Source organism: Microvirga massiliensis, from assembly GCF_001006805.1.
In the GTDB taxonomy this organism is placed as follows: Bacteria; Pseudomonadota; Alphaproteobacteria; order Rhizobiales; family Beijerinckiaceae; genus Microvirga; species Microvirga massiliensis.
This window is the reverse complement of sequence record NZ_LN811358.1, coordinates 272,286-297,502: the sequence shown is the minus strand read 5'-3', so window position 1 is coordinate 297,502 and position 25,217 is coordinate 272,286. Positions and strand designations below refer to the sequence as shown.

19 protein-coding genes are annotated in these 25,217 nt (G+C 64.3%); 7 read left to right on the top strand and 12 right to left on the bottom strand.

Annotation, left to right across the window (positions count from 1 at the left end; translation table 11 throughout):
- Positions 1-101: 101 nt before the first annotated feature.
- Entirely contained in the window at positions 102-824 is a 723-nt protein-coding gene (locus tag BN1233_RS25570) for a lytic transglycosylase (RefSeq protein WP_046866426.1), read from the bottom strand.
- A 194-nt stretch (positions 825-1,018) separates the two neighbouring features.
- On the opposite strand from BN1233_RS25570, the gene ilvD reads away from it, so the two are divergent.
- From ilvD to BN1233_RS25555, 3 genes are all read left to right on the top strand, one after another.
- Positions 1,019-2,860 (top strand): dihydroxy-acid dehydratase, encoded by a 1,842-nt coding sequence (gene ilvD, locus BN1233_RS25565; protein ID WP_046866425.1) that lies wholly within the window; start codon positions 1,019-1,021, stop codon positions 2,858-2,860.
- Between the two features lie 383 nt (positions 2,861-3,243).
- Positions 3,244-3,474 carry a DUF6894 family protein gene (locus BN1233_RS25560; RefSeq protein ID WP_046866424.1) on the top strand — a complete coding sequence of 77 codons (231 nt, stop codon included), beginning with the start codon at positions 3,244-3,246 and terminating at the stop codon, positions 3,472-3,474.
- Positions 3,475-4,487: 1,013 nt separating this feature from the next.
- Positions 4,488-5,198, top strand: coding sequence for a LuxR C-terminal-related transcriptional regulator (locus tag BN1233_RS25555; RefSeq protein ID WP_187144367.1), 711 nt, complete (start codon positions 4,488-4,490; stop codon positions 5,196-5,198).
- A gap of 341 nt (positions 5,199-5,539) precedes the next feature.
- Here BN1233_RS25555 and mutL read toward each other — a convergent pair whose 3' ends face one another.
- The 8 genes from mutL to BN1233_RS25515 all read right to left on the bottom strand — a co-directional run bounded on the left by mutL (position 5,540) and on the right by BN1233_RS25515 (position 17,301).
- On the bottom strand, positions 5,540-7,372 hold the full coding sequence (mutL, locus tag BN1233_RS25550) for a DNA mismatch repair endonuclease MutL (protein ID WP_046866423.1): 1,833 nt from the start codon (positions 7,370-7,372) through the stop codon (positions 5,540-5,542).
- 8 nt (positions 7,373-7,380) lie between these two features.
- Positions 7,381-8,703 (bottom strand): glucose-6-phosphate isomerase, encoded by a 1,323-nt coding sequence (locus BN1233_RS25545; protein ID WP_046866422.1) that lies wholly within the window; start codon positions 8,701-8,703, stop codon positions 7,381-7,383.
- Between the two features lie 214 nt (positions 8,704-8,917).
- Positions 8,918-10,201 carry a M16 family metallopeptidase gene (locus BN1233_RS25540; protein WP_052763931.1) on the bottom strand — a complete coding sequence of 428 codons (1,284 nt, stop codon included), beginning with the start codon at positions 10,199-10,201 and terminating at the stop codon, positions 8,918-8,920.
- 13 nt (positions 10,202-10,214) lie between these two features.
- Positions 10,215-11,543: a M16 family metallopeptidase gene (locus BN1233_RS25535; RefSeq protein WP_425311746.1), complete on the bottom strand. Its 1,329-nt coding sequence runs from the start codon at positions 11,541-11,543 to the stop codon at positions 10,215-10,217.
- Between the two features lie 129 nt (positions 11,544-11,672).
- Positions 11,673-12,281 (bottom strand): hypothetical protein, encoded by a 609-nt coding sequence (locus BN1233_RS43315; RefSeq protein WP_048708219.1) that lies wholly within the window; start codon positions 12,279-12,281, stop codon positions 11,673-11,675.
- Positions 12,282-12,402: 121 nt separating this feature from the next.
- Complete coding sequence (lspA, locus tag BN1233_RS25525) at positions 12,403-12,906, bottom strand: signal peptidase II (protein WP_046866420.1); 504 nt, start codon at positions 12,904-12,906, stop codon at positions 12,403-12,405.
- A 253-nt stretch (positions 12,907-13,159) separates the two neighbouring features.
- Positions 13,160-16,114: an isoleucine--tRNA ligase gene (gene ileS, locus BN1233_RS25520; RefSeq protein ID WP_046866419.1), complete on the bottom strand. Its 2,955-nt coding sequence runs from the start codon at positions 16,112-16,114 to the stop codon at positions 13,160-13,162.
- Between the two features lie 167 nt (positions 16,115-16,281).
- Positions 16,282-17,301 carry a bifunctional riboflavin kinase/FAD synthetase gene (locus BN1233_RS25515; protein ID WP_063776643.1) on the bottom strand — a complete coding sequence of 340 codons (1,020 nt, stop codon included), beginning with the start codon at positions 17,299-17,301 and terminating at the stop codon, positions 16,282-16,284.
- Positions 17,302-17,499: 198 nt separating this feature from the next.
- Between BN1233_RS25515 and BN1233_RS25510 the strand changes: the two genes are divergently transcribed.
- Both BN1233_RS25510 and BN1233_RS25505 read left to right on the top strand, forming a co-directional pair.
- Entirely contained in the window at positions 17,500-17,883 is a 384-nt protein-coding gene (locus tag BN1233_RS25510) for a response regulator (protein ID WP_046866418.1), read from the top strand.
- 36 nt (positions 17,884-17,919) lie between these two features.
- On the top strand, positions 17,920-18,501 hold the full coding sequence (locus BN1233_RS25505) for a protein phosphatase CheZ (RefSeq protein ID WP_082145646.1): 582 nt from the start codon (positions 17,920-17,922) through the stop codon (positions 18,499-18,501).
- 86 nt (positions 18,502-18,587) lie between these two features.
- Here the strand turns inward: BN1233_RS25505 and BN1233_RS25500 are convergent, their stop codons facing one another.
- The gene (locus tag BN1233_RS25500) at positions 18,588-19,478 is read right to left on the bottom strand and encodes a TIGR01459 family HAD-type hydrolase (protein ID WP_046866417.1); all 891 of its coding nucleotides are present in this window, start codon (positions 19,476-19,478) and stop codon (positions 18,588-18,590) included.
- A gap of 37 nt (positions 19,479-19,515) precedes the next feature.
- Positions 19,516-20,781, bottom strand: coding sequence for an EAL domain-containing protein (locus BN1233_RS25495; RefSeq protein ID WP_048708223.1), 1,266 nt, complete (start codon positions 20,779-20,781; stop codon positions 19,516-19,518).
- A 444-nt stretch (positions 20,782-21,225) separates the two neighbouring features.
- Here BN1233_RS25495 and BN1233_RS25490 point away from each other — a divergent pair, with 444 nt between their 5' ends.
- A complete protein-coding gene (locus BN1233_RS25490) occupies positions 21,226-21,444 on the top strand; it encodes a heavy-metal-associated domain-containing protein (RefSeq protein WP_046866416.1) in 219 nt (72 codons plus the stop codon).
- A 37-nt stretch (positions 21,445-21,481) separates the two neighbouring features.
- Here the strand turns inward: BN1233_RS25490 and BN1233_RS25485 are convergent, their stop codons facing one another.
- Positions 21,482-23,239: a tetratricopeptide repeat protein gene (locus BN1233_RS25485; protein WP_046866415.1), complete on the bottom strand. Its 1,758-nt coding sequence runs from the start codon at positions 23,237-23,239 to the stop codon at positions 21,482-21,484.
- 271 nt (positions 23,240-23,510) lie between these two features.
- On the opposite strand from BN1233_RS25485, the gene BN1233_RS25480 reads away from it, so the two are divergent.
- Positions 23,511-25,184, top strand: a complete 1,674-nt coding sequence (locus BN1233_RS25480) for a formate--tetrahydrofolate ligase (protein ID WP_046866414.1) — start codon at positions 23,511-23,513, stop codon at positions 25,182-25,184.
- Positions 25,185-25,217 lie beyond the last annotated feature (33 nt).

Sequence of the window (25,217 nt, the reverse complement as noted above, 5' to 3'; positions counted from 1 at the left end):
CCGAAACAGATGCCAATGTTCTCGGACTTTGCAACCGCGTCGTTACAATTGTGTCCGGCGGGGCTCCTGCCTAATTTGCAGTGCCGGACTGAAGCGCGCTTCTAAAGGCGCGTGCCCGTCACCCGGATCGGCTGCGAGCGAAGAGTCCAATCGGAATTCTCTGCCGCGACGACGATCACGAGGCGGTCCGCCTCGCCGGCCCAATCGGGGATGCGCACGCTCGTCCGCAGGGTCCCGTCCGACCCCGTCTTCGCCCGCTCGATCACCTGATAGGCCGCTTGCGGCCGGCCGGCGCCGATCACCACGTTGGTATCGCGCGGAAGGCCTTTCGCCGTCACGGTGACGGTCGCGCCGACCGGGCCCTCCGACGGTGAAACTGAGATTGTCCCTTCGCCGGTCTCTGCCGGATTGCCACGGAGTTGCTCGCTCCAGCGTTCCAGGCGCTGGCGCAGATCGGGATTTTTGGCCAGGATGTCTTCGGCCGTGGTCTGCGCATCCCGGGCAAGCCCCGACAGCAGATCCGCGGCCTCGTTCGCGAAGGAGCGTAGCCGTCCGACGAGATCCGAATCCCCCGGACTAGACTCGCCGCGGATCCTGATTTCCATGCCAGCGCGCAGATCGCTCGAGCCATCGACGCGAGGGTTGAGGCGCATCAGGCTGCGCTCGCTGACGTTGCATCGCTGCGCGATGCTGCTCAGCGTGTCGCCACCCTGAACCGTGACCTTGTCGCCGCAGGCTGCTGAGGGCGTCTGGGCCTCGGCAGCACCAGTTCCAGCGGCGAGCAACACCGCGACAAGGGGGAGAGCGAATTCGAGCCGCCTCATGGCAGATCTCCCGTTGGAGGGATTTTGGGAGCAACCGCGACCATTCTCTCAAGTTCCCTTCCGCGGGCGCCAAGGTGCCGAATGAGCAACCTCAGGCTCGGACGCGGAACCCTCCGAAGTGCTATTCCCGGCTTGCAAGTTCCGGAGCCGGCAGTCTAAGCACGGCTCACTCCCAGCATCATCAGGTTGTCCTCATGCCCCAGTATCGCTCACGTACGTCCACTCACGGCCGCAACATGGCAGGCGCCCGTGGCCTCTGGCGGGCGACGGGCATGAAGGACGAGGATTTCGGCAAGCCGATCATCGCCGTCGTCAACTCCTTCACGCAGTTCGTCCCGGGCCATGTGCACCTGAAGGATCTCGGCCAGCTGGTCGCGCGCGAGATCGAGAAGGCCGGCGGCGTCGCGAAGGAGTTCAACACCATTGCAGTGGATGACGGCATCGCCATGGGCCATGACGGCATGCTCTACAGCCTGCCCTCCCGCGAGATCATTGCCGACTCCGTCGAGTACATGGCGAATGCCCATTGCGTGGACGGGCTGGTCTGCATCTCGAACTGCGACAAGATCACCCCCGGCATGCTCATGGCGTCCCTGCGCATGAACATCCCGACCGTGTTCGTGTCCGGCGGCCCAATGGAGGCCGGCAAGGTCAACCTGCGCGGCAAGCTCCGAGCTCTCGACCTCGTCGACGCGATGGTCGCTGCCGCCGATGATACACTGACCGATGACGAGGTCCGGACGATCGAGCGCTCGGCCTGCCCGACCTGCGGCTCGTGCTCCGGCATGTTCACGGCGAACTCGATGAACTGCCTCACGGAGGCGCTCGGCCTGGCACTGCCCGGCAACGGCACGGTGCTAGCGACCCATGCCGACCGCAAGCGCCTCTTCGTCGAGGCCGGGCACCTCATCGTTGACCTGGTGCGGCGCTACTACGAGCAGGACGACGCCTCGGTGCTGCCCCGCGGGATCGCCACCTTCGAGGCCTTCGAGAACGCGATGACCCTCGATATCGCCATGGGCGGGTCCACCAACACGGTACTGCACCTCCTCGCCGCGGCGCACGAAGCCAAGGTCGATTTCACGATGCGCGACATCGACCGGCTTTCTCGCCGGGTTCCGGTGCTCTGCAAGGTCGCTCCTGCGGTCCCGGACGTTCATGTCGAGGATGTACACCGCGCCGGCGGCATTATGGGGATCCTGGGCGAGCTCGATCGGGCCGGCCTCGTGCACCGGGATGTCGGGAGCGTGCATGCCGAGACCCTCGGCGATGCCCTCGACCGTTGGGACGTGCGGCGCACCAGCAGCGAGGCGGTGCGGACCTTCTTCGAGGCCGCGCCGGGCGGGGTCCCAACGACAGTGGCCTTCAGCCAGGAGCGCCGCTACGAGGAGCTCGATCTCGACCGCGAGAAGGGTGTCATCCGCGACGCGGAGCACGCCTTCTCGAAAGATGGCGGCTTGGCGGTGCTGACTGGCAATCTCGCCGAAGATGGATGTATCGTGAAGACGGCGGGCGTCGACGAAAGCATCCTAGCCTTTAGGGGGCCAGCGCGCGTATTCGAGAGCCAGGATGCGGCCGTGCAGGGCATTCTCGGCGGGGCCGTCAAGGCCGGTGACGTGGTGGTCATCCGCTACGAGGGGCCCCGCGGCGGGCCGGGCATGCAGGAAATGCTCTATCCGACGAGCTATCTGAAGTCGAAGGGCCTCGGCAAAGCCTGCGCGCTGATCACGGATGGCCGCTTCTCCGGTGGCACCTCCGGCCTGTCGATCGGACACGTGTCCCCCGAAGCTGCAGAGGGCGGGCTCATCGGGCTCGTCGAGGAAGGCGACCTCATCGAGATCGACATCCCGAACCGCACGATCCGGCTAGCCGTGCCGGATGAGGACATCGCCCGACGTCGTACCGCCATGCAGGCGCGCGGCGACAAGGGCTGGAAGCCCGCCAACCGCCAACGGACGGTCTCGACCGCGCTGCGGGCCTATGCCGCCATGACGACGAGTGCCGCGAAAGGGGCAGTCCGGGTCGTGCCGGAATGAGGGTGTTCCCCGGGCGATCCTGACGCATGAAATGGCCTTCCGGCACCACGCTGTCATTGCGCGAGCCGGAGGCCACCAATCCAAGAGCCGTGCGCACCAACGTCCGGATCGCCACACCACCACTCGCCATGGCGGCAAACGCGATAATGCTCTCTTTGACTTCTGCCAATGACCTCCGCTTCGCAGAATTGAACTCTCGAGAGCACTCCAGCAGGAACCGCGGTAGTGCTACGTCCCGATGAGGATCAGCCGAAGGACATGGAGGGGCATCCGATGGACTCGGCTTGCTCAATTCCTCGAAATAGGGATCCTTTCGCCCCGAAATAATCCGTTGCACTTCGTGACGGCTCTGCAGGCAAATAGTTGAAGTGCGGAGACCGATCGTGGCGCGATATTTCTTCCACTTGGCCGACCTGTACGACGCCATTCCCGACGAGGACGGTGTTGAAATCTCGAATCTCGAGGACGCTCGCACGGAAGCGTTGACGCAGATCGAGGAGTTGTGGCGATCCGATCCATCCTCGGCGATCGGCTGGGCCGGCTGGCGCCTCCATATTGCCGACGCCGCCGGCGTGGTCGTTTGCTCGATCAGGCTCGATCAATCCTTCCGCTGATCGAGCATATCCAAGGAAGGATGTGAAGGCAGGCTCGGAGCGGGCTCTCCGGAGCGTCCGCGTCGAAGCGGAAGGCCCTATCCGGCATCGCTCCCGCTCCCATAGAGGCTCCTGGATGACCAGGCGGGAAGCTACCTCTTAAGGAGTAGCATGACACCGCCATGAGGCGGAGCCGGCCTCCCGGATGGACAGCATTCGCCATGACTTCGGCAGGCATCAAGGGAGATCCGGCCTGATTTCTCCAGATGATCCAAGCCATCGACCTGATCGGCCGTAGGGGAAGGTGCGACCCACTTGGGCAAGCGGCACGTCGACAGCAATAGATCAAGCCCTTGCGCGATGTTAAATTTACGTTAATGTTGTTGACCGTGGGGGTAGCGAGTATCCCGCCAAACACTCGCGCTCCGACCTGGTTCGGGTATCTTCCGGTGCATGCCGCGTCAGAACAATGGCTTAGCGCGTCTCGAGTGGCCGATAGGTTTTCAAGATCTGCGGCGTCTCTTGGGAAGCTTGCAGCGGAAGCGACAGGTTACTCTTGGGCACCCACGACGAGGTTGCGTTCAATGCCTCCTTCACTCCGTGGGGTACTCTTCCTCACGGATGATTGTGCCGAGTTCCGGTTCGCGTAGGGAATGGGTAGCGAGCACGGGGCATCCCGGGCTTGAATATCGTGGAGGACATGCATTCCGGCCTGGAGAGGCAAACAGCCGATTACTCTGGTATGGAACTGCGCATCGTCCTTGTCACGAGCCACCTCCGGGCGTGAAGCGCTAGTCGTGCGTAATGCGTAAATCTCGAGGATGAGAGACGGATCTGCTCGGTCGCCGGCATCTGGCTTCGCTCAGTGCCCGAGTGCATCCCGATACAGACGAAAAGTTTCTTCGAGGTCATTCGAAGTGGAACTTCTGAGAAAGTGAAAGGGCGGCAACATGATTGATTTGCATTCAGTCCCGGAGCGAGCGGAGAAGTCGCGGCCTAACGGATCTCCAAGAACAAAGGAATTGGAGGGCGATGTGCTTAATCAGATGCCGCCTCCAGCTGAGCGGACGATCGTACTCATCGATCACAGGGTGCTGAGCCGCGAGTGCCTCGCTCACGCCCTGAAGGCAACTGACACCGGCTCCGCGATCCTGTCGTTCTCATCGGCAGCCGAATGGCTGGAACAGCGGCAAGAAGCGGCGCCTGCTTGCCTGGTTATACTGCACGTCAACCAGGGCCGGCTCCACAGTCAGGAACTCGCGCGCGAACTGACGCTCATCAAGCAAGGGCCGGGCGCCCCTCCGGTCGTACTCCTCTCGGACGAAGAAGATCCGGAGGATATCATCGGTGCCCTGAACAATGGTGTGCAGGGATACATCCCTTCGAGCGTACCGCTCAGCGTTGCGGTCGAGGCAATGCACTTGGTCGCTGCCGGCGGAACATACGTTCCCGTCAGCAGCCTTCTGACCTGCCGCCGCACGATCGAGACCTCGGATCAGACTGTCGCCGAGAATAGCGGAAGCGGTTTCACGAGCCGTCAGACAGCGGTGCTGAAAGCCTTGCGCGAGGGGAAAGCCAACAAGATGATCGCGTATGAACTCAACATGTGCGAGAGCACGGTGAAGGTTCATGTCCGCAACATCATGAAGAAGCTCAAGGCCAGGAACCGGACGGAGGTGGCATTCAAGACAGCCGAACTGTTCGCGGCCGAGGATCGGCGCCGGATGATGCTGGAGAACCACTGAAGCGGCAGCCCTCAGGGCTTAAGTCTCCTGCACTTTGACAGGACTAGCGAGACAGGTTCTCACGACGCAGCAGAGCGGAACGCTTACCCGAGGTGGAGTCTGCAATCTCAAACCGAGGTGACTTCAGGCGAAGCATATCCGGTTCGGCGTCAAGAAATGCAGGTCGCTGAAGTTGAGAGCCGATTCCGTGACAGCGGAATCGGCTCTTGCCTTTGGACAGGGCGGTCTCGATCACCCACGACGTAATCGACGTGTCGCCGGATCACTATGTGCTGACGGAAGCGACGCGCGGTTGATGCGACAGGCAATGCGCCGCTCATGTGTACTCTCGGCAGCGCTCCTTACCGCCGACCGAACAATCGCTCGATGTCCGAGAGTTTCAACTCCACATAGGTTGGCCGGCCGTGGTTACACTGGCCCGACAAGGGCGTGGCTTCCATTTCGCGCAGGAGCGCATCCATTTCCTCCGGCTTCAGCCGGCGTCCGGCCCGCACCGAACCATGGCAGGCCATTCGCGAGAGCAGGGCATCCATGCGTTCGCTCACGGCGGTACGCCCGTCATCCGCTTCCGCGAGAGCGTCGGCGACATCCTGCACCATCGCCTTGATGCGTCCCCCGGCGAGCGCGGCCGGCACTTCGCGCACGAGCACCGCGCCCAACCCGAAGCTTTCGATCACGAGTCCGAGTTCTTCGAGTTCCTGCTGCGCCGCGGTCACGCGGTCGGCTTCGACGGGTTCGAGTTCGACGACCTCCGGGATGAGGAGGAGTTGTCGGGCCACGGACCGTTCCGCACGCTCGCGCTTCAGCCGCTCGTAGACGAGCCGTTCATGGGCCGCGTGCTGGTCGACGATGACGATGCCGTCCCGCGTCTGCGCAACGATGTAAGTCCCGTGAATCTGTGCTCGCGCAGCGCCGAGCGGTGAGTCGAGAGATGCTTCGGCATGCGTTGGCACGGTGCGGATGTCGGCCGATGGAGCCGACACGCCCGGAAGCGCCGGAGCGTCCTCTCGAAAGCCGGTGTTCCCGTGTGCAGGTTCCAGCGGCGCCTGCCATCCTGCGAAGGTGGAGGCGTGCCGGAAGGATGGTACCTGGGCGGAAACGACGTGCGGACGCATGCCGCCCCTCTCGGGACGCAGGCTCTCGAGCGTGCGCGTGCCGCCGGTACTCGCAGCGCGAAAGCCGCCGCGCAATATGGCTTCGTTGAGCGCTGCGATCACGAGGCCGCGCACAAGCGACTGGTCCCGGAAGCGCACTTCCGTCTTCGCCGGATGGACGTTGACATCAACGGAGCCGGGATCGAGTTCGAGCATGAGTGCGAGCACCGGGTGGCGCTCCCGCGGCATCACGTCGGCATAGGCGGCACGAACGGCACCCAAGAGCAGCTTGTCGCGCACGGGCCGGCCATTGACGACGAAATGGACGTGCGTGGCTGCGCCACGATGGTAGGTCGGCAGGCCGGCAAAGCCCCGCACGGAAACGCCTTCCCGCGAGACGTCCACGGGCACGGAGTTCTCGCTGAACTCGGAGCCGAGAACGCGACCTGCGCGACGCAGCAAGCCGGTCCGATCCGGAGATTCGGCAGCGAAGCTGAACGGGGTGATGTGGTCCCCGGCAAGCGTGAAGCGTACACCCGGATGTGCAATGGCGAGACGGCGGATCGTCTCCGCCACGGCCTGCGCCTCGCTGCGGTCACTCTTCAGGAACTTCAGGCGAGCCGGCACGGCACCGAAGAGATCGCGCACCTCGACGCGTGTTCCAAGGGCGGCGGCAATCGGCCGGACCTCGCCCTTGCGACCGGACTCGACAACGATGGTGGAGCCAGTCGCCGCATCGGCGATGCGCGTGATGATCGACAGATGCGCGACAGCGCCGATCGACGGCAATGCCTCGCCCCTGAAGCCCAGCGTCTCAATGGCAAAGAGATCGCCGTCGGGCAGCTTCGACGTGGCATGTCGCTCGACGGCGAGATCGAGGTCGCCCGGAGTCATGCCGCGCCCGTTGTCGACGACGCGGATCAGACGGCGCCCACCGGCCTCGATGGCGACCTCGATCGAGGTCGCGCCGGCATCGAGAGCATTCTCGACAAGTTCTTTCACGACTGCTGCGGGACGTTCGACCACCTCCCCCGCAGCAATGCGGTCGATCAGAACGGGATCGAGTCGGCGAACGGGCATGCCTCGCCTCAGTCGGCCTCACCCGCGAGATACTTCTTCGCGAGAATCTTACCCTCCTCGACGGCCGGCTGATCGAAAGGATCGACACCCATGGCACAGCCAGCGAGGATGGTCTCGAGCATGAAATGCATGAGGAGTTCTCCGAGCATCTTCTCGTTGAGACGCTCGAGATGGATCTGCCGGGTCGGGCGGCCATTCCGGGCCAGCGTATCCGCGGTGGCGCGTCCCTGGGCGGCGACGAGATCTCCGATGTGCTTGCCCGCGAAACCCGCTTCGCCGGCCCGCTTGGCGAGCTGTGCGTCGATCACCGGGCCGATGCCTGCCACGGCCGTCGTGATGACGGTAAACAGCTTATCCTTCGGCCCGGCCAGATAGAGCTGCAGCTGGCTGTGCTGATCGACCGGTCCGATCGCAGCGACCGGCTGAGAGCCCTTGCCGTCCTTGCCCAGACTCTCCGCCCAGAGCTGCACCCACCAGCGGGTAAACCGCTCGAGGCGATCCGCATAGGCAGCAATGACCGTGATCGCCTTCCCGTGCTCCATCGCGGCGACCGACAGGGCAGCCCCCAGTGCGGCGGGTATCTCTTTAATCCTTTTGCCGGAGAGCACTGGCGCCAGGGCCTCGGCTGCGCCAGCCCGTACGGCTGCGGGATCGAGCCCCATGACTGCGGCCGGCAGGAGGCCGACATTGGTGAGCACTGAGTAGCGTCCGCCCACTCCGGTGTGGTGATCGAGGAACCGGACGCCCTCCGGCTCGAGAAGATCGCGCAGAGCATTTCGCACGCCTGGGCGGCGTGGTTCGGACAGCCCGAGAATCGACTCGGCGGGTGATGCTTTCAGGCCTGCCCGATGCAGGGCCGAGAGCACGGCAATCGTCTGCATCAGGGTCTCACCCGTGCCGCCCGATTTCGACACGGCGACAAAGCGGGTCGTGGAGAGAGGAAGCCGGTGCAGAATGTGCTCGAAGGTGACGGGATCCAGATTGTCGAGGAAGTGGATGCGCGGGGCATCCGTGAAGCGACCGGCCCCGGGGACCGCATAATCCTTCAGTTGCGCAAGCGTCTGCCCGCCCAGGCTCGACCCGCCCGTCCCGAGCACGACGACATCGGTGGCGTCCTGACGAAGCATGGACGCGGCGCTGCGAATCTCGGCAAGATCGACCGTGGTCGAGGGCAGTCGCAGGAGCGCCAGTCGGCCCGTCCGCTCCTCGTCCCGCAGGCGCTCGACGGCCTTCTCGACCCGAGCCGACGCCTTGTCGAGCGCCTCCTGCGCCAAACCTCCGTCGCCGATCCGGGATTCGAGTGCGAGATCGATCGTCTGCTGCAGGCCCATCAAAGACGCTCCGACTGACTCCAGGACGCGGACGATAGGGCAGCGGACGCTTCCGGGCTAGAGCATGGCGCTTCCAACGGCGTCCGGATTTCCGAAAAGGCCATGCGCCCCAAAGCCTTGGGAGCGGCAGGGCTTCAGCCGGAGGGCTGAGGCTCCCGATGCCGGGTCGCGGATCACACGTGTAGCATCCAATACGGCGGGATCCGTAATTGGCTCACAAGCCGGTCGGCCGACCTGCGATTACGACGAGCAGACGCTCGTCTCCGAGGATCCGCTCTGCGACGCGTTGCACGTCCTCCTCGGTCACGGCAGTTACCATCGCGTTCCGGCGCGCCACGTAGTCCACGCCCAGGTTCTCGAACGCGATCTGCGCCAGATTGTGGGCGATCTTCGTCGATGTGTCGAAGCCGAGGGCGTAGGATCCGACGAGATAGTCCTTGGCCTTCTGCAATTCCTGCTCGGTCGGTCCCCCGGCGCGAAGACGGGCCAGTTCGCCGGCGATCACTTCGAGGCACTCGCCCACGCGCTCGTTCTTCGTCGCCGTGAACCCCCAGGTCATGGCCGCAGCCCGATAGCTCACGAGAGACGTTCCGACGCTGTAAGCGAGGCCCCGCTTCTCACGTACCTCCTGGAACAGACGCGATGTGAAGGCGCCTCCTCCTAGGACGTGGTTGAGCACATAGGCCGGGATGAAATCCGGATCGCGCCACGGGATGCCGGCAGTCCCGAAACGGATGACCGATTGCGGGACGTCGAGATCGACGACGACGCGCGAACCGCGCCCGCCAAGGCTCGTGGGCGGAACCGATGTGAGGGGTTCCGCCTCCGGAAGCTCGCCAAAGACCTTGTCGACGAGCAGACTGAGTCGCTCCGCATCGATGGCCCCGACGACGGCGACCTTCACGCGATCCCGGCCCATGACACGTCGATGGAGCGCGACGAGATCATCGCGCGTGATCGCCTCTACGCTCTCGATCGTGCCCGATGTCGGCCGACCATAGGGATGCCCCGGGAAGCCCTCTGCGAAGAACCGCCGCGTGGCCATCACGCCGGGATCGTTCTGCTGATAACGTAGGCCTGCAACCGTCTGGGCTCTCACACGCTCGACCGCAGGCAAGTCGAAGCGCGGTTCTGCAAGCGCCAGCCGGAGGAGTTCGAAAGCTTCGTCGACATGCCGGACGAGGGTCTTCAACGAGCCTCCGGTCGCATCGGGCCCGGCATTGAAGGAGATCTCGATGGCGCGCGACGCCATCCGCTCCTGGAACGCATCGGAATCGTAGGGGCCCGCGCCCTCGTCGAGAAGGCGTGCCAGCATCTGCGCGACGCCCGGACGACCGGCCGGGTCCTGGGCGGCCCCTCCTTCGAAGGTGAAGGCCATCGCGACGAGCGGAACGACGTCGGAGGCGACCTGCCAGACTTCGATCCCCTGCGGAGTCACGAAGGTGGTCACGGCCGTGGGCGACGCATCCCGTGAAGCGATGGTGGTCTTCATCGTCATCGAGATGTTCCCCTTATGCCTTCTCAAGGTAACCCGTCACCGACCGGCGCGACACGAGATATCGCTCCGCGACGCTAGCGAGTTGCTCTCGCGTGACGGCTTCGACTTCTTCCGGCCACCGCTGCACCTGCTCGATCGTTTCACCGATCGCGAGCGCGGAGCCATAGATGCGGGCAAGCGACGACTGGCTGTCCGTCTGATAGACGGTTTCCGCGAGAAGCCGGGTTTTCGCACGCTCGATCGCGGCGGGGTCGAGCGCATCGCCGGGCACGCTGGCCAGCGCCTCGTCCACTTCCTTCTCGAGTTGCTCGAGTGAGACGCCCTGTGCGGGAACCGCGTAGACGCTGAAGCGGGTGTCGTCCATCGCGGAGGTCATGTACCAGGCTCCGGCATTCACGGCGACATGCCGCTCGAGGACGAGCCTTCGATAGAGAAAGGAGGTCGGGCCGGATCCGATCACCTCGGCGAGGAGGTCGAGCGCCTGCCCTTCGCCATTCTCGGCCGTCTGGCTCGATGGAACGAGGTAGAGTCGCTGCAGCGTCGGCTGCTCGACTTTCGGATCCGCCACTGTGAGGTGACGCATGGCGCGAGGCTCTGGCTCCCGCGGCCGGAAACGCACGGGGCGCGATCCGCGCGGAGCGATCCGGCCATAGGTCCCCTCCGCGAGCCGGCGCACGGTATCGGCGGTAACGTCTCCCGCCACTACGAGGATCGCATTCTCCGGCGTATAGAACCGGCGGTAATAGGAGAGCGCATCCTCGCGCGTGAGCCCCTCGATCTCGTGCATCCAGCCGATGATCGGGATACCGTAAGGGTGATGCATGAAGAGCGAGGCTGCCATGGCCTCGGAGAGCTGGGCCGACGGATCCGTTTCGACACGCATCCGCCGCTCCTCGAGCACGACTTCCCGCTCGGGCGTGACGACGCTTTCGTCGAAGCTCAAGCCGGTCATGCGATCGGCTTCGAACTCCATCATCGTGCCAAGATGCTCACGTGCCACCCGCTGAAAGTAGGCGGTGTAATCGAACGACGTGAAGGCATTCTCCTGCCCACCGAGGCTCGAGACCACCTTCGAGAATTCACCGGCCGGATGCCGCTCCGTCCCCTTGAACATCAGATGCTCGAGGAAATGCGCGATGCCCGACTTCCCGATCGGGTCGTCTGCGGAGCCGTTCCGATACCAGATCATGTGCGTCACCACCGGAACGCGATGATCCGGGACAACGACGACATCGAGGCCATTACCGAGCGTGAAGGACTGGACGAGCGGTCCTCCGCCATTCGTTCCGCCAAGGGGCGAAGCCTCGGTGCGCAAGCTGAGCGGAGAAGCGCTATTCGCGATCAAGGGAGACCTCTCGGCAAGGAACAGTAACTCGACGCAACGGACTTATGCCGCGATGTGCGACAAGCAAGCGCAGCCGCACATCGCGCCGATGCGACACGATCGGCGGAGGAGAGAGGGAGGCTATCGTCAGCGCCCCATCCAACGCTCATAGGCGTGGTCGATCGGGGGTTCCTGAGTGGCTTTCACAGGCGCTCCGGGGGCCGGACTCAGCAGACCCGCCGGCGGATCACTCAAGTAGCGCCGCTCGAGCGGCGCGGAGTTGCGCTCCGCGAGTTGGCTGGGCGTGCGCAACTCCTCCGGTTCGAGCCTGGATTTCTCGCTCGGTCCTCGGTACGGGGTCGTAATCTGTGCACCTGGCCGCCGACCATAGCCCCGTAGCTCCTCGATGCTGAGCCGCGAATTACGGTTCAGGCGATAATAGTCGGTCTCCTCGTAGCGCTTCGACGCTTCCGCGGCTTCGCGCCGGGCAGCTGCGACGTCGGGATCCCGGGGCCAGCTGGCGTGTGCCTCGACGGCCTTCGAATCGACCGGCGGAGGAAGGTTCAACTGGGGCGGCACCACGAGCGGAGCGCGCTCCCGATAATCGATCCGCGGCGGATCCTTCGGGATGATCCCCATGTTCCCGAGGAGGCTCTTCACCGCTGCGCCCTCTTCCTGCGCCGCAGCCGGCAGAGCGGTAGCAAGCGCCAGCGCAGCCGCGCAGACGAGCAAGGAACTGAAACGCGCATGCTTCATAGCAACCCCACCTAGTCTTCCCCTGGGCTTTTACCGCCCTGGTCTCCTCGGCCTCGAGACCGGATCATGCGCCCGCAGGCCTGATGCTCCATTCCGGCGAACATGTGGCGTTCACGCCGGGTCATGCTCCGGCCCGCCGTGATCTTGGGCCACTCCGCCTCTTCTCGATGACGAAGGAGTCATAGAGGAGCCCGAGAACACCCGCAACGATGGCCGCGTCTGCCACATTGAAGACGTACCACGAGAACGACATCACGTGGAAATGGATGAAGTCGAACACCGCGCCATGGGCGATGCGGTCGATGGCGTTCCCGACCGCGCCCCCGGCGATGAGACCCAGGGAAAGCGCAAGGAGGGTGCTCTGCGTTCTCCTGATCCAGGCCCCCAAAGCGAGTGCTGCGACGAGCGAAATTCCGATGAGGAGCCAACGGCCGAGGTCGTTGTGTTGCTGGAAGAGCCCATACGAAATTCCACGATTCCAGACGACGATGAGATCCAGAAACGGCGCGAGCCGGACAGGCTCACGCAAGGGAAGATCGTAAAGATACAGAAGATAAAGCTTCGTTACCTGATCGACGAGCATGACCGCGACAGCAGTCGAGATGCCGAGGCGCGACGCGTTCACGGCTTCCTGCCGGTCGGGTGATGACAAGGGAGCCTATTGTTGGGGAAACGCAGTGTTTCCCCCCTCACCCGCCCTTCCGGGGCGACCTCTCCCACGAGGAGGAATATACATTTGGGTTCGTTCTGCCAAATTGGGGCGATCTCTCCCGCCAGGGGAGAGGTGATGTGCCGGCTGCGCGCGCTCCACCTCTCCCCCGACGGGAGAGGTCGGCTGCGTAGCAGCCGTGTGAGGGTGGCAGCATCGCCGCCGGGACTCATGCCGCCTTCCTCGCAACTTCCCATTCCCGCAGCGCTTCGGCATCGCGGGGGGTCACGTCCGGATATTCGGGATCGGACCCGACCTCTGGGGTGATCTTCCAGGAGCGAGCGCATTTGCGTCCCTCGGCGGGCTCATAGACAACGGCGACGCCGCGGACGTCGTCGAGACGGAAGGCCCCGGCGGGGCCCTCCCCGCGCTCGAGCTTGAGGGCGGAGGTGATGCAGATCTCCGCGAGATCGAGTCCCTCGACTGCTGCGAAGAGTTCATCGTCATTGATGAACACCCGCGGCGCGGCCTCCAGGCTGGCGCCGATCCGCTTGTTCGCCCGCTCGATCTCGAGCGCCCCGGTCACGACGCGGCGGACCCGGCGCACCTTGGCCCAGCGTGCGGCCAGGATCTCATCGATCCAGGTCTGCGGCACGTCCGGAAATGTTTCGAGGTGCACCGATTCTCCATCCGGATGACGCGCGAGCCAAGCCTCCTCCGCCGTGAAGGCGAGGATCGGTGCGAGCCAGAGCGTCACGCAGCGGAAGGCCTGATCGATCACTGTCAGCGCACTCTTGCGAGCAGTGCTCGAGCGGGGATCGCAGTACAGCGTGTCCTTGCGGATGTCGAAGTAGAATGCGGAGAGATCGACGGTCATGAAGCCGTTCAGAAGCGCCACGATCCGCTTCGTGTCGAATTCGCGGTAGGCTTCCCGGATCTCGCCGTCGAGTTCCGCAAGCCGATGCAGGATGAAGCGCTCGAGCTCGGGCATCTCCTCCGCCGGCATCCGATCCTCGGGCCGGAAATGATGCAGGGACCCGAGCATCCAGCGCACGGTGTTACGCAGCTTGCGATAGGTCTCGACGAAAGTCTTCAGGATCTCCGGACCGATGCGAAGATCGTCGGAGTAGTCCGAGGCGGCGACCCAGAGGCGAAGGATGTCCGCACCCGACGTCTTGATGACGTTCTGCGGTGCCGTCACGTTGCCGAGCGATTTCGACATCTTCTGTCCCTTCTCATCGAGCACGAAGCCGTGAGTGAGGACGACGTCGTAGGGTGCGCGGCCGCGGGTGCCGCAGCTTTCGAGCAGCGAGGAATGGAACCAGCCGCGATGCTGGTCCGAGCCCTCGAGGTACATCACGCTGTCCGGACCGCCATCGACCTTGCGGTTTGCGGCGAGATCCTCGCGCTTCTCGAGCGTGAAGCTGTGGGTCGAGCCTGAATCGAACCAGACATCGAGAATATCGGTCACCTTCTCGTAGCGCGTGGGATCATACCCGAACGGCTCCAGGAACCGGCTGCCGTCATCCGCGAACCATGCATCGGCACCCTCCGCCTCGAAGGCCGTTGCGATCGCCGCGTTGACGCGCTGATCGACGAGGACCGCCTGGCTCTCGCGATCGACGAACACCGTGATGGGAACACCCCAGGCCCGCTGGCGCGAGACAACCCAGTCCGGGCGGTTCTCGATCATGCCGGTGATGCGGTTCTCGCCACTCTCCGGCACCCACTGCACTGTCCGGATCGCCGAAAGCGCGCGCGTGCGAAGGGTGTCCCCCTCGCCCGACAGCGGCTTGTCCATGGCGATGAACCATTGCGGCGTGTTGCGGAACAGGAGCGGCGCCTTGGAGCGCCAGGAATGCGGATACTGGTGCTTGAGACGCCCGCGCGCGAGGAGCGCGCCGACCTCGATGAGCTTGCGGATCACGGCTTCGTTCGCGCCGGCATCCTTGCCCTTATCGTCGTAGATCCGCTCGCCCGCGAAGAACGGCACGTTCGCGAAATAGGAAGAGTCCTCGGCGACCGTATGCGGGACTTCGCGGGTACCGCAGGCCTCGAACACCGCCCTGTGGCGCACGAAGGTGTTGTAGTCGTCCGCACCATGGCCGGGCGCCGTGTGGACGAAACCCGTCCCCGCATCGTCCGTCACATAATCAGCCGGAAGCACCGGAACGTCGAAATCCCAATAGCCGCCGGCGCCTTCGGCCCCGCGGAAGGGATGAGCGCAACGCTCGATCATGACCGACAGAACGCCCTTGACTCGCTCGTACGCGGTCACCCGCGCTGCCGCGAAGACATCTGCGGCGAGCTTGTCTGCCAAGACGAGGAGATCACCGGTCTTGGCCCAGTTGTCCTCGGGCGCCTCGGTGACGCGATACAGCCCGTAATCGATGTCGCCCCCGAAAGCGATCGCGCGGTTCGCGGGGATTGTCCAGGGTGTCGTGGTCCAGATCACGACCGACGCATTGGCGAGATCCTGGTCGAGAGTCCGGATGATCGGGAACTTCACCCAGATCGTCGGCGAGGTCTTCTCTTGATATTCCACCTCGGCTTCGGCGAGAGCGGTCTTCTCGACGGAGGACCACATCACGGGCTTCGAGCCGCGATAGAGCTGGCCGGTTTCGGCGAAGCTCATGATCTCGCGGGCGATCTGCGCCTCGGCATCGAAAGCCATCGTCGAATAATAGTGCTCCCAGTCACCCTCGACGCCGAGACGGCGGAATTCGTCCCGCTGGATATCAATCCATTTCTCGGCAAAGGCCCGGCACTCGCGCCGGAACTCGATCACCGGCACATCGTCCTTGTTGCGACCCTTGCGGCGATACTCCTCCTCGATCTTCCATTCGATCGGCAGGCCGTGACAGTCCCAGCCCGGAACGTAGTTGGAATCGTAGCCGAGCATGCTCTGAGAGCGGACGATGATGTCCTTGAGGATCTTGTTGAGGGCATGCCCGATATGGATGTTGCCGTTGGCGTAGGGTGGGCCGTCGTGAAGGATGAAGCGGGGCCGGCCTTCGGCGCGCTCGCGCATGCGGCGGTAGAGCGCCATCTCGTTCCACCGCTCCAAGAGCGCGGGCTCGCGCTGCGGAAGACCGGCGCGCATCGGGAAATCCGTCTGCGGCAGAAAGAGAGTTTCGGAATAGTCGCGAGCCGTGGCTGCGGACTTGGGAGGCTGGTCGTTCATAGCATCGAGCGGTCGGGCGGCTTCGAGCGAAGCCGCTTGGCGGAACAGGGGCGCGGAGCAGTTCCCCGGCCTTCGGCACGATCAGGCCGAGGCCGGGCCGGTAATTCGCAGGGCGCGCGGGACACAGGCCGCGCGGGAGGCCCGTCGGATCATGGACATGGCCAGCCTTATAGACTGCCGCCCGATGGGAATAAAGCGTCGCCGGAAGCCTGCGCTGCAGCAGCAAACGCCTCGATGAAGGAGCGCTCGGTCGCGGTCCGGAGATGATCTCGCGCCTCCTGCGAGTCGCGGTCCATGCGGGCGACGAGGGTCTCAACACTTGCGAACCGCTCCTCGCCGCGAATCCAGGCGACGAATTCGACATCGATCGTCGAGCCGTAAAGGTCTCCCTCGAATGCGAAGAGGTGGACCTCGAGCAATGGGGCGCCATCGTCGAAGGTCGGCCGTCGCCCGAAGCTTGCGACACCGTCATGGACCCGATTACCGAGGCGGACCCGAACTGCGTAGATCCCGTGCCGGAGCCGGCAATCATCATCGAGCCGAAGGTTGGCCGTCGGATATCCGAGAATCCGCCCGCGCTTGTCGCCATGCTGCACGCTGGCGCGAACGAGCCACCGATAGCCGAGGAGTTGGTTCGCCTCCTGCACACGTCCCTCTTCGAGAAGGCGACGAATTAGGGTCGAGGAGATGATCTCGCCCTCCGCGGAGACTGCCGGAACGATCAGGCACGAAATACCGGCCGCTCCGCAAAGTGCCGCGAGTTGCTCTGGATTCCCGGAGCGTCCCCGCCCGAAACGGAAATCGTGCCCAGCCACGACCGCTCCGACCCCGAGCCGCCCGACCAAAAGCGAGCCGACGAATTCCTCGGGAGAGAGCGCTGCCAGGGCCGGTCCGAACGTCTCGACGAAGGCTCCGTTGATGCCGAGTTGCTCGAGGACGGCAAGCTTCACGGGTTCAGGCGTGAGCCGGAACACCGGATTCTGCGGGTTGAACCAGGTGCGCGGATGAGGCTCGAAGGTCAGGACAGCGCTCGGGCGCCCGTTCGCCTGTGCCGCATCCCGGGCAGCTCCGACGAGGTGCTGGTGGCCCCGGTGCAGCCCATCGAAATTGCCGATCGCAACCGTCGCGCCGGCAAGCGCCTGCGGAGGGGCGGAAGGATTCCGGGAAAGGGTGAAGGAAGATGGCATGGTCCGATGAGGCCGGGAACCTGTAGAAAACCACCCAGCCGGTCAAGCATGGGAGGATCCGGAATTGGTGCCGCGCCCCTCGATGCGCGATTAACCGCTTCGAAACGGGCGACGACTTAGGCTCCGCACGATGGCTCCTGGAGAGCCAAGTTCAATTTGACGCTGCCAGAAAGGCAGCCCTGAAGCGGAGCCGGAGGGATGGCGCTAGACCTCGCGATGCCGATTCTCGTCGTCGATGATTATCAGACGATGGTTCGGATCATTCGCAACCTGCTCAAGCAGCTTGGATTCGAGGATATCGACGACGCATCGGACGGAACGACCGCACTCCAGAAGCTCAAGCAGAAATCCTATGGGCTCGTGATCTCCGACTGGAATATGGAGCCGATGACCGGCTACGAGCTGCTTCGCCACGTCCGGGCCGACGATTCCCTGCGCACTACTCCCTTCATCATGGTGACGGCCGAGTCGAAGACCGAGAACGTCATCGCCGCCAAGAAGGCAGGCGTCAACAACTACATCGTCAAGCCTTTCAACGCACAGACCCTGAAGAGCAAGATCGAGGCTGTCTGCGGCGCGTAAGGCCCACCCTCCTTTCTCCATACCGATCATTTGATTATGCCCTTTGCCGCAGCACGCCGCCTTGGTGCCGAACTCCGCGGGCGACGCAAGGAACAGACCGTCGCTCAGCAACCGGATGACGTGCGGGCCTTCGTTCGGGAACTCGCGGAAGTCGCCGACTATCTCCAGCACATTAGGCGTGAGATCAACGCGCTGCGCGCCAACGAGATCTGGCGCGAGAGGCTGCCGGAAGCGGGACGGGAGCTTGGCGGTGTCGTCAAAACGACGGCCTCGGCGACCCACCGCATCATGGGCGCAGCCGAGGAGATCCTTGCGATCCGCAATGCTCCGGGCGAGCAGTACCGAAGCCTCGTTGAATCGAAACTGATCGAAATCCTCGAGGCCTGCTCCTTCCAGGATATCACCGGCCAGCGCCTGAACCGGGTCGCGGAGGCCCTGTCTCAACTGGAGCGGCGCCTCAACCATTTCGCCTCTGCAGTCAGGGCGCGCGATGCCGAGGACGAGCGCGATCCCGAAGCGCTCCTCCGCAATGCCCGGCGCGAGGCCCTTCTCCTGCACGGGCCACAGGACGAGGACAGCGGGATCGCACAGGAAGAAATCGACAAGCTCTTCAGCTGAGGGGAGCGCTCTCCGGCATCGACCGATCGAAGCGGTGCCGGAGCGGGACGTCATCCCCGCCCACAGATGCCGAACCTGTCCGGCGCCTATGCAGCCCAGACCAGCGTATCGATCACGCCCTTCGGGCGAAGGACCTGAGGCTCCAGCCACGAATGCACCGTGGCTTCGTCGAGCGGCCCTGCAGCGATCCCGAGTTCCGCACTGTGGATCCCGCGCGCCACCAGCAGAGCGTCGATGCCGAATGCCGTAGCCCCCGCGATATCGGTCCGCATTGCGTCTCCGACGGCCAGAATCCGCTCGGCCGGGATGGTGTCCGCCCCGGAAATGCGCCGAGCGGTCGCGAGCGCAGCCTCGTAGATAGGCCGGTGCGGCTTGCCCGCATAGTAGACCTCCCCGCCCATCTCCTCATACGCAAGGGCCAGCGCGCCCGCGCAGGGAATCAGCGTGTCGCCGCGCTCCACGACGAGGTCCGGGTTCGCGCAGATCATCCAGAGATCCCGCTGCCGCATCGCTTCGAGGCGCGGTCGATACATCTCGACCGTTTCCTCATCGTCATTGTCGAAGCCGGAGCAGACGACATAGTCCGCTTCCTGGATCGATCCGAACTGAACCGAAAGCCCGTCGAAGATCGGCCGGTCCCGGAGCGGGCCCAGATGGTGCACGACCTGTGTGAGGCGCTCCTCCACGGCCTGCCGGGTGAGGTCCCCCGAGGTCACGATCGCATCATAGGCAAGGCGCGGGACAGCGAGACGATCGAGCTGCCGGGCAACGGACTGACCCGGCCTCGGGGCGTTGGAGACGAGAATGACGCAGCCCCCGTCCGACCGGAAACGCATCAATGCATCGCTCGCATCCGGGAATGCGACGAGGCCATCGTGCAGAACGCCCCAGACGTCGCACAGGATGACGTCATAACGGGGAGCGAGTGCTTTCAAGCCGCTGACGAGAGCGACGGGCTGTTTGTGAATAGCGGACATGCTCGAAGTCGGGTGGACAAGCGGTTCGCCGCCTATATCAGACCGCGCGTCTTAGGAAAGCGCGGAACGGCTTGCGCTCCTCCGACTCGGACGCAGGGCTGCCCTGAACCGCAACGGATACGCTCGGCTCAGCCATGGGCGTTTTCACTGTATCCTCCGCCGCTTTCGCGACGGGGTGCGCGTGGAACACCTCCGACCGCACTACCCGCGGAGGTGCAAAGACGAAGCCTTGCGCAAGAGGCACGTCGAGGTCGATGAGGTCCGGAACGACCTCCTCCCGTTCGACTCTCTCCGCGATGAGCTGAATGCCGGCACGCCGAAGGACGGCCGCGAGATCACCGAGCTCGATGTCGAGACCATTCTTTGGGTCGGCATTCGCAAGGAGATCTGCCGCAATCTTCACGAATCGAACGCCTCGATCGGCAAGGGCGATCGGATCGATCCGCAGATCCGTCGCATGATCGAGCGCAAAAGGAACGCCTTTGTCGCGCAAGGCCGCGAGAGCGCCGGCCTTCTCGATATCGAGACTGCGCCAGCAATGCTGCGGCAGTTCGAGGACGACCTTGCCGGCCACATCGGGTGCGGCATCGATGATCCGCGCCACGCTCCTCAGGAAGCCCGGCTCCTCGATCGAGCGCGACGACAGATTCACGCTGACGATCGCTTCGCTGCCGCGTGACACGAGATGCCGCGCGATCGAGATGGCTCTCTCGAGCATCCGACGATCGAGCTCGGATACCCGGCTCAACCGCTCCAGCACGGGCATGAATTCTGCCGGGACGAGAACTGTGTCGTCCGCCAGGCGCAGCCGGGCGAAGGCCTCGTAAAATCTCACTTTCCGCTGGGGAAGAGCGACGATTGGCTGGAGGTGCAGTTCGAGCCGATCCGTCTCGAAAGCCTGTACGATGGCACCCATCCGGTGGACATCAGCCTCCGCGAGAGACACCAGCCGACGAGTCTGCGGTAACAGCAGCGGATCGACAGGCGCCTCGGCTGCGGGAGCGACCTCCCGCGGCAGAACCGGTTTTTCGGCAGCCTCCGGCTTGTCGATAATCTTCTGAGCGAGGCGCTCCTTGAGCTTATCCATGTCGCGATCATGTGCTGCGACACTGTCAGCAAGGTCGCGCACGAGCCCGCCAAGCACGCTCAGCTCTCCCGTCACTTCGACGACTGTCGAGCGGAGCGCGGGATCCAGCGTCGCATTCTGACTTCTCGCGATTCGCTGCTCGAGCTGAATCAGGCGATTTGCAATCGCTCCGATGTCACGCGACGACTTCTGCTCGACACGCTTCAGCTTGCGCATCTCGCTCCAACAGAATGCAATTCCGGCACCTGCCGTTACGTGAAGCGCAATAATTGCAAGTGGCGCTCCGGCCAGGAGCGACATAGCGCCCACGAGACCGCCGGCAGATGCTGGAACGGACCATGCTTGCAGCTGGCGGATAGCGCCAGCCTTCGACTTAAACGTCGATACCATCGGATGCCCCCGCCCCGTGGTTCGAACCCGTATCCGGGCGAATCATTATCTGAGTTAATATCTTGTTCTCTTTGTCGCCGACCGGCCCCGCATCTGCAAGCCTCCGAAGCGATTCTGCTCTACCACCCGGGATGCAGCAGCGACCGCGGGCATATCATTGGAAGTTTGCGGAGCCCGCCACGCAATCCTCGTCTCGGGCGGACCGAAGCCTCCTCTTGCCGGCGCGGACCTCGCGACCGACATCAGGGAATACGTGTTCGGGAGTGGACGATGGAGCTTCGGAAGGATCTTCTGATGCAGGTCGACGGGATGACCTGCGACGGCTGTGTTCAGGCCGTCACCAAGGTCATTCGCCGTTTGGACAGCAAGGCCGACGTGGAAGTCGATCTCGCCCACGGGCGTGTGCGGATCGAGACGACCGCCTCGAGCCTCGAACTGAGCGATGCTCTCACCAAGGCTGGCTACACGGCACACGCCATGACCGGGTGAACCTTCACCAATCCTTAACGGATCGAGAGGGTGCGGCTCATGCCGGCAGGCCCGCGGCATCGAGCATCTGGATGAGCCGCTCACGAATTTCTTCTGCGAAATTCCAGCGGCCGAGCGCGCTCCTCGTGCTTTTCCCATATTCCGGCTGAAGCCCGACCAGCCGATCAGCCAGCGCCTTCACGTCGTCCTTGCGACCTTCCTGCTGAGCGACTGCGATCTTGGCGACGAGCCCCAGGATGTAGTCCGGCTCGACGATGCGGGCCGCCGCCGCCTTAGCGGCAGGCCAGTCGCCTTCCATGTAAGCGGCGAGAAACCGGAAGAAGTCGTACCAGGGCGGATAGGCCGGATTCGCTTCGGCGGCGCGGTCGATCAGCTGAACGCCCTCCCGATAACGGCCTAATCGGACATACCGGGAGCCGAGTTCCGCCAGAAGGTTCGTGTCATGGGGATTGAGTTCGAGGAGATGCCTGCCGATGCCCAGCGCCTGGGCCGTATCCCCGCGTGCGAAGAGGACCGCCATCATGGCGTAATTGGTCTGAGCGCTCTCGGGCTCGGCCTCGATCGCACGCCGGGCTGCGGCAAGGGCTCGGTCCAGCGGTTCCGGGCGCAGATTGCGCTCGGTGCGATATTCATCGAGGTAGATCAGGCTCAGAGCCGCAAGAACGGTCGCAGCGCCCGGATCGTCCGTTACGACTGCCTCGAGACAGTCGCGCGCTTGAGCATGCATCTCTGCCGAAGGCGACCTCCAGTAGTCGCGCGCCATCAGCAGGCAGCGTGTCCGCTCATCGACCCGGCTACGCCGCCGCAGGTCCGCCTCCAGCACACCGTAGGGCTGTGCAACGGCCGTTCCGATCCGTCCCGCCAGCTCCGTCTGAATGAATTGCGTATTGCCGGAGGCGTGGAACGTTCGGGTCCAGACCACCTCCCCGGTCGGTTGGTGGGTGAGCCTCACGGTCGCATCGCCGATCCCATCTCCAACCGTAGCGGTCAGGAGATAGCCGCGTCGGCTCCCTGGGTGGGACCCGGCCGCGAGATCGATGACCTCGATCTCATCGAAGCGCGCCAGGACGTCGATGAGAGCGCTCCTCAGGGCTTCCGGCGAGATGCTGCTCGACCCGATTCGTTCGACGGGTCCGACGGCCAGGGTGGATTGCGTCTCCTTGCCCAGGGGTGTTGCCGAGGTCACATTCTCCTGGCGGACGAAGACCTCGATCAGGCCTGCTCCCGCTGCAATCAGGCCGGTCAGGACGACGAGAAACCCGATCGCCGCCGCTGCCGCCAAGCCGCGCCGTGCCGGGAGGAATCTCGCCATCCACCCCGCTTTGCCTGCCTGGGTCGGCTCTGCTTCGATGCCCGTCCCGACCAGCACAGGTGCCGGGCCGATCTCGGGTATGCCGGCCTCCTCCCGAAAAGGCTCCTTCGACGGTACATCAATAGGCGGTGCGCTCGCCTCCTCGGCCCGCTCGAATCGCGGAACATAGCTGCCTCGCGGGATCCGGATTCTGACCGGATCGCCCTTGCCGCTCCCCGCATAGTAGAGGTCCAGGGCGCGCCGAAGCCGTCCGGCCTCGACGCGAACGATGGGATCGGTTTGCGGGTCAAAGTCCGGCGGGCGCCCGAGGGCGCGGGTCGCGATCGTGTAGCCCTTGATCTCCTGCGCCTCACCCGCCAGCGACCGCTCGACCACGAAGGTCAGAAAGCTGACGAGCTGCGGCGTGTTGCGAAACGCTTCGCTCAGCGTAACCCGCTGCAGCGCAGACCGGATCTCGGTGGGTGACGGATGCTCGGGCGTCAAGGAGGAGTTCCGGAGGGAGAATGCGGATCGAGGATGGAACGGTACTAGGCGCTCGTGGCCGGCACCGCTACCCGAGTACCGTTTCATCCGACGCAGGTCGACCCAATCGGTGAACCACGGGAACGTGAGTGGCCAAACTATGCCACTCACCCAACCTTGCTTCCTTGACGGGCATCAAGCTGGAGCCGAAAAGCTTGACAGCCGGATAACGGTTGCCTGCGGTTGAGCGAACCATCCGGATGCCTCGTCGTTCACTTCGAATCAAGCATTCATGACAACAGACATCGAGATCGCCCGCGCAACACCCCTGCGGCCCATCGTGCAGATTGCGGCCCGGGCAGGGATTCCCGAAGTCGCACTGGAGCCTTTCGGCCGCTACATAGCAAAGCTTCATCGGGACTTCGTTGCGGAGGCCTGTGCACGGGATCCGGGCAAGCTCGTGCTGGTCTCGGCGATCAGCCCCACCCCTGCCGGCGAGGGCAAGACCACGATGACGGTCGGTCTCGGCGACGCCCTCAACCGGATCGGCCGCCGGGCGATGATCTGCCTCCGCGAGCCGTCTCTCGGGCCCTGTTTCGGGCAGAAGGGCGGTGCAACGGGAGGCGGGCGGTCTCAAGTCGTGCCGATGGAGCGGATCAACCTGCATTTCACGGGCGACTTCCATGCCATCAGCACAGCTCACAACCTGCTCGCCGCACTTATCGACAATCACATCTACTGGGGCAATCGCCTCGACATCGATTCCCGCAGAGTCTCGTGGCGGCGGGTGCTCGACATCAATGACCGCGCCCTCAGAGAGGTCGTGGTCGGGCTCGGCGGCCCGCCGAACGGCTTTTCCCGGCAGGACGGCTTCGACATCACCGTCGCCTCCGAGATCATGGCCGCGCTCTGCCTCTCGCGCGACCGGGCCGATCTCGAGGGGCGCCTCGGCCGGATGATTGTGGCCCGAACCCGCGAGCGCACACCCGTCACGGCCCGAGATCTGCAGGCGGTCGGGGCGATGAGCGCGCTGCTTCTGGACGCACTCCAGCCGAACCTTGTCCAGACCCTGGAGGGTTCGCCCGCACTCATTCACGGCGGCCCCTTCGCGAACATTGCGCATGGCTGCAACTCAGTCATTGCAACCCGCACTGCCCTCGGCATCGCCGACATCGTCGTGACCGAGGCAGGTTTCGGGGCGGATCTCGGAGCCGAGAAGTTCATCGACATCAAGTGCCGGCAGGCAGGTCTCTCCCCAGCCGTCTGCGTGGTCGTGGCCACGTTGCGGGCTCTGAAAATGCACGGCGGTGTCGCGAGAGCCGACCTGGCGCGGGAGAACACCGATGCGATCGAGCGCGGATTCGTGAACCTCGAGCGGCATGTGGAGAACATGCGGCGGTTCGGATTACCGGTCGTCGTCGCCGTGAATCACTTCGAATCGGACACATCCCCCGAATGGCAGCGCTTCTCGGAACTGTGCCAGTCCCGGCTCGGCACGGATGCGATCCTCTCCCGGAGCTGGGCCGAAGGCGCCGCAGGCGCCCTTGATCTGGCGCGTCGGGTCGCGGCGCTCTGCGACAAGCCCGCGGAGCCGGTCCACTTTCTCTATCCGGATGCACTCCCCCTCACCGACAAGATCCGCACCATTGCCCGCGAGATCTACGGAGCAGCCGACATCGCGATCGACGGCCCCGCCCAGGAACAATTGCGCGACTTCGAGGCTGCCGGTTTCGGCAATCTGCCAATCTGCATGGCCAAGACCCAGTACTCGTTCTCGACCGACCCGTCCCTGCTCGGAGCGCCCTCCGGCCATATCGTCGAAGTGCGCGAGGTACGCCTGGCGGCGGGGGCCGGTTTCGTCGTGGCGATTTGCGGAAACATCATGACCATGCCGGGCCTCCCGCGCCTGCCGGCAGCGGAGCGGATCCACGTCGACGGGCAGGGACGGATCGAGGGCCTCTCCTGATCGAGCCCACGGTTCCAAGACCGGATCGATGCA

Coding starts and splice junctions, on each gene's coding strand:
- BN1233_RS25570 (WP_046866426.1), bottom strand. CDS start 824: ATGAGGCGGCTCGAATTCGCTCTCCCCCTTGTCGCGGTGTTGCTCGCC.
- ilvD (WP_046866425.1), top strand. CDS start 1,019: ATGCCCCAGTATCGCTCACGTACGTCCACTCACGGCCGCAACATGGCA.
- mutL (WP_046866423.1), bottom strand. CDS start 7,372: ATGCCCGTTCGCCGACTCGATCCCGTTCTGATCGACCGCATTGCTGCG.
- BN1233_RS25545 (WP_046866422.1), bottom strand. CDS start 8,703: ATGGGCCTGCAGCAGACGATCGATCTCGCACTCGAATCCCGGATCGGC.
- BN1233_RS25540 (WP_052763931.1), bottom strand. CDS start 10,201: ATGACGATGAAGACCACCATCGCTTCACGGGATGCGTCGCCCACGGCC.
- BN1233_RS43315 (WP_048708219.1), bottom strand. CDS start 12,281: ATGAAGCATGCGCGTTTCAGTTCCTTGCTCGTCTGCGCGGCTGCGCTG.
- ileS (WP_046866419.1), bottom strand. CDS start 16,114: ATGAACGACCAGCCTCCCAAGTCCGCAGCCACGGCTCGCGACTATTCC.
- BN1233_RS25515 (WP_063776643.1), bottom strand. CDS start 17,301: ATGCCATCTTCCTTCACCCTTTCCCGGAATCCTTCCGCCCCTCCGCAG.
- BN1233_RS25510 (WP_046866418.1), top strand. CDS start 17,500: ATGGCGCTAGACCTCGCGATGCCGATTCTCGTCGTCGATGATTATCAG.
- BN1233_RS25505 (WP_082145646.1), top strand. CDS start 17,920: ATGCCCTTTGCCGCAGCACGCCGCCTTGGTGCCGAACTCCGCGGGCGA.
- BN1233_RS25500 (WP_046866417.1), bottom strand. CDS start 19,478: ATGTCCGCTATTCACAAACAGCCCGTCGCTCTCGTCAGCGGCTTGAAA.
- BN1233_RS25495 (WP_048708223.1), bottom strand. CDS start 20,781: ATGCGCAAGCTGAAGCGTGTCGAGCAGAAGTCGTCGCGTGACATCGGA.
- BN1233_RS25490 (WP_046866416.1), top strand. CDS start 21,226: ATGGAGCTTCGGAAGGATCTTCTGATGCAGGTCGACGGGATGACCTGC.
- BN1233_RS25480 (WP_046866414.1), top strand. CDS start 23,511: ATGACAACAGACATCGAGATCGCCCGCGCAACACCCCTGCGGCCCATC.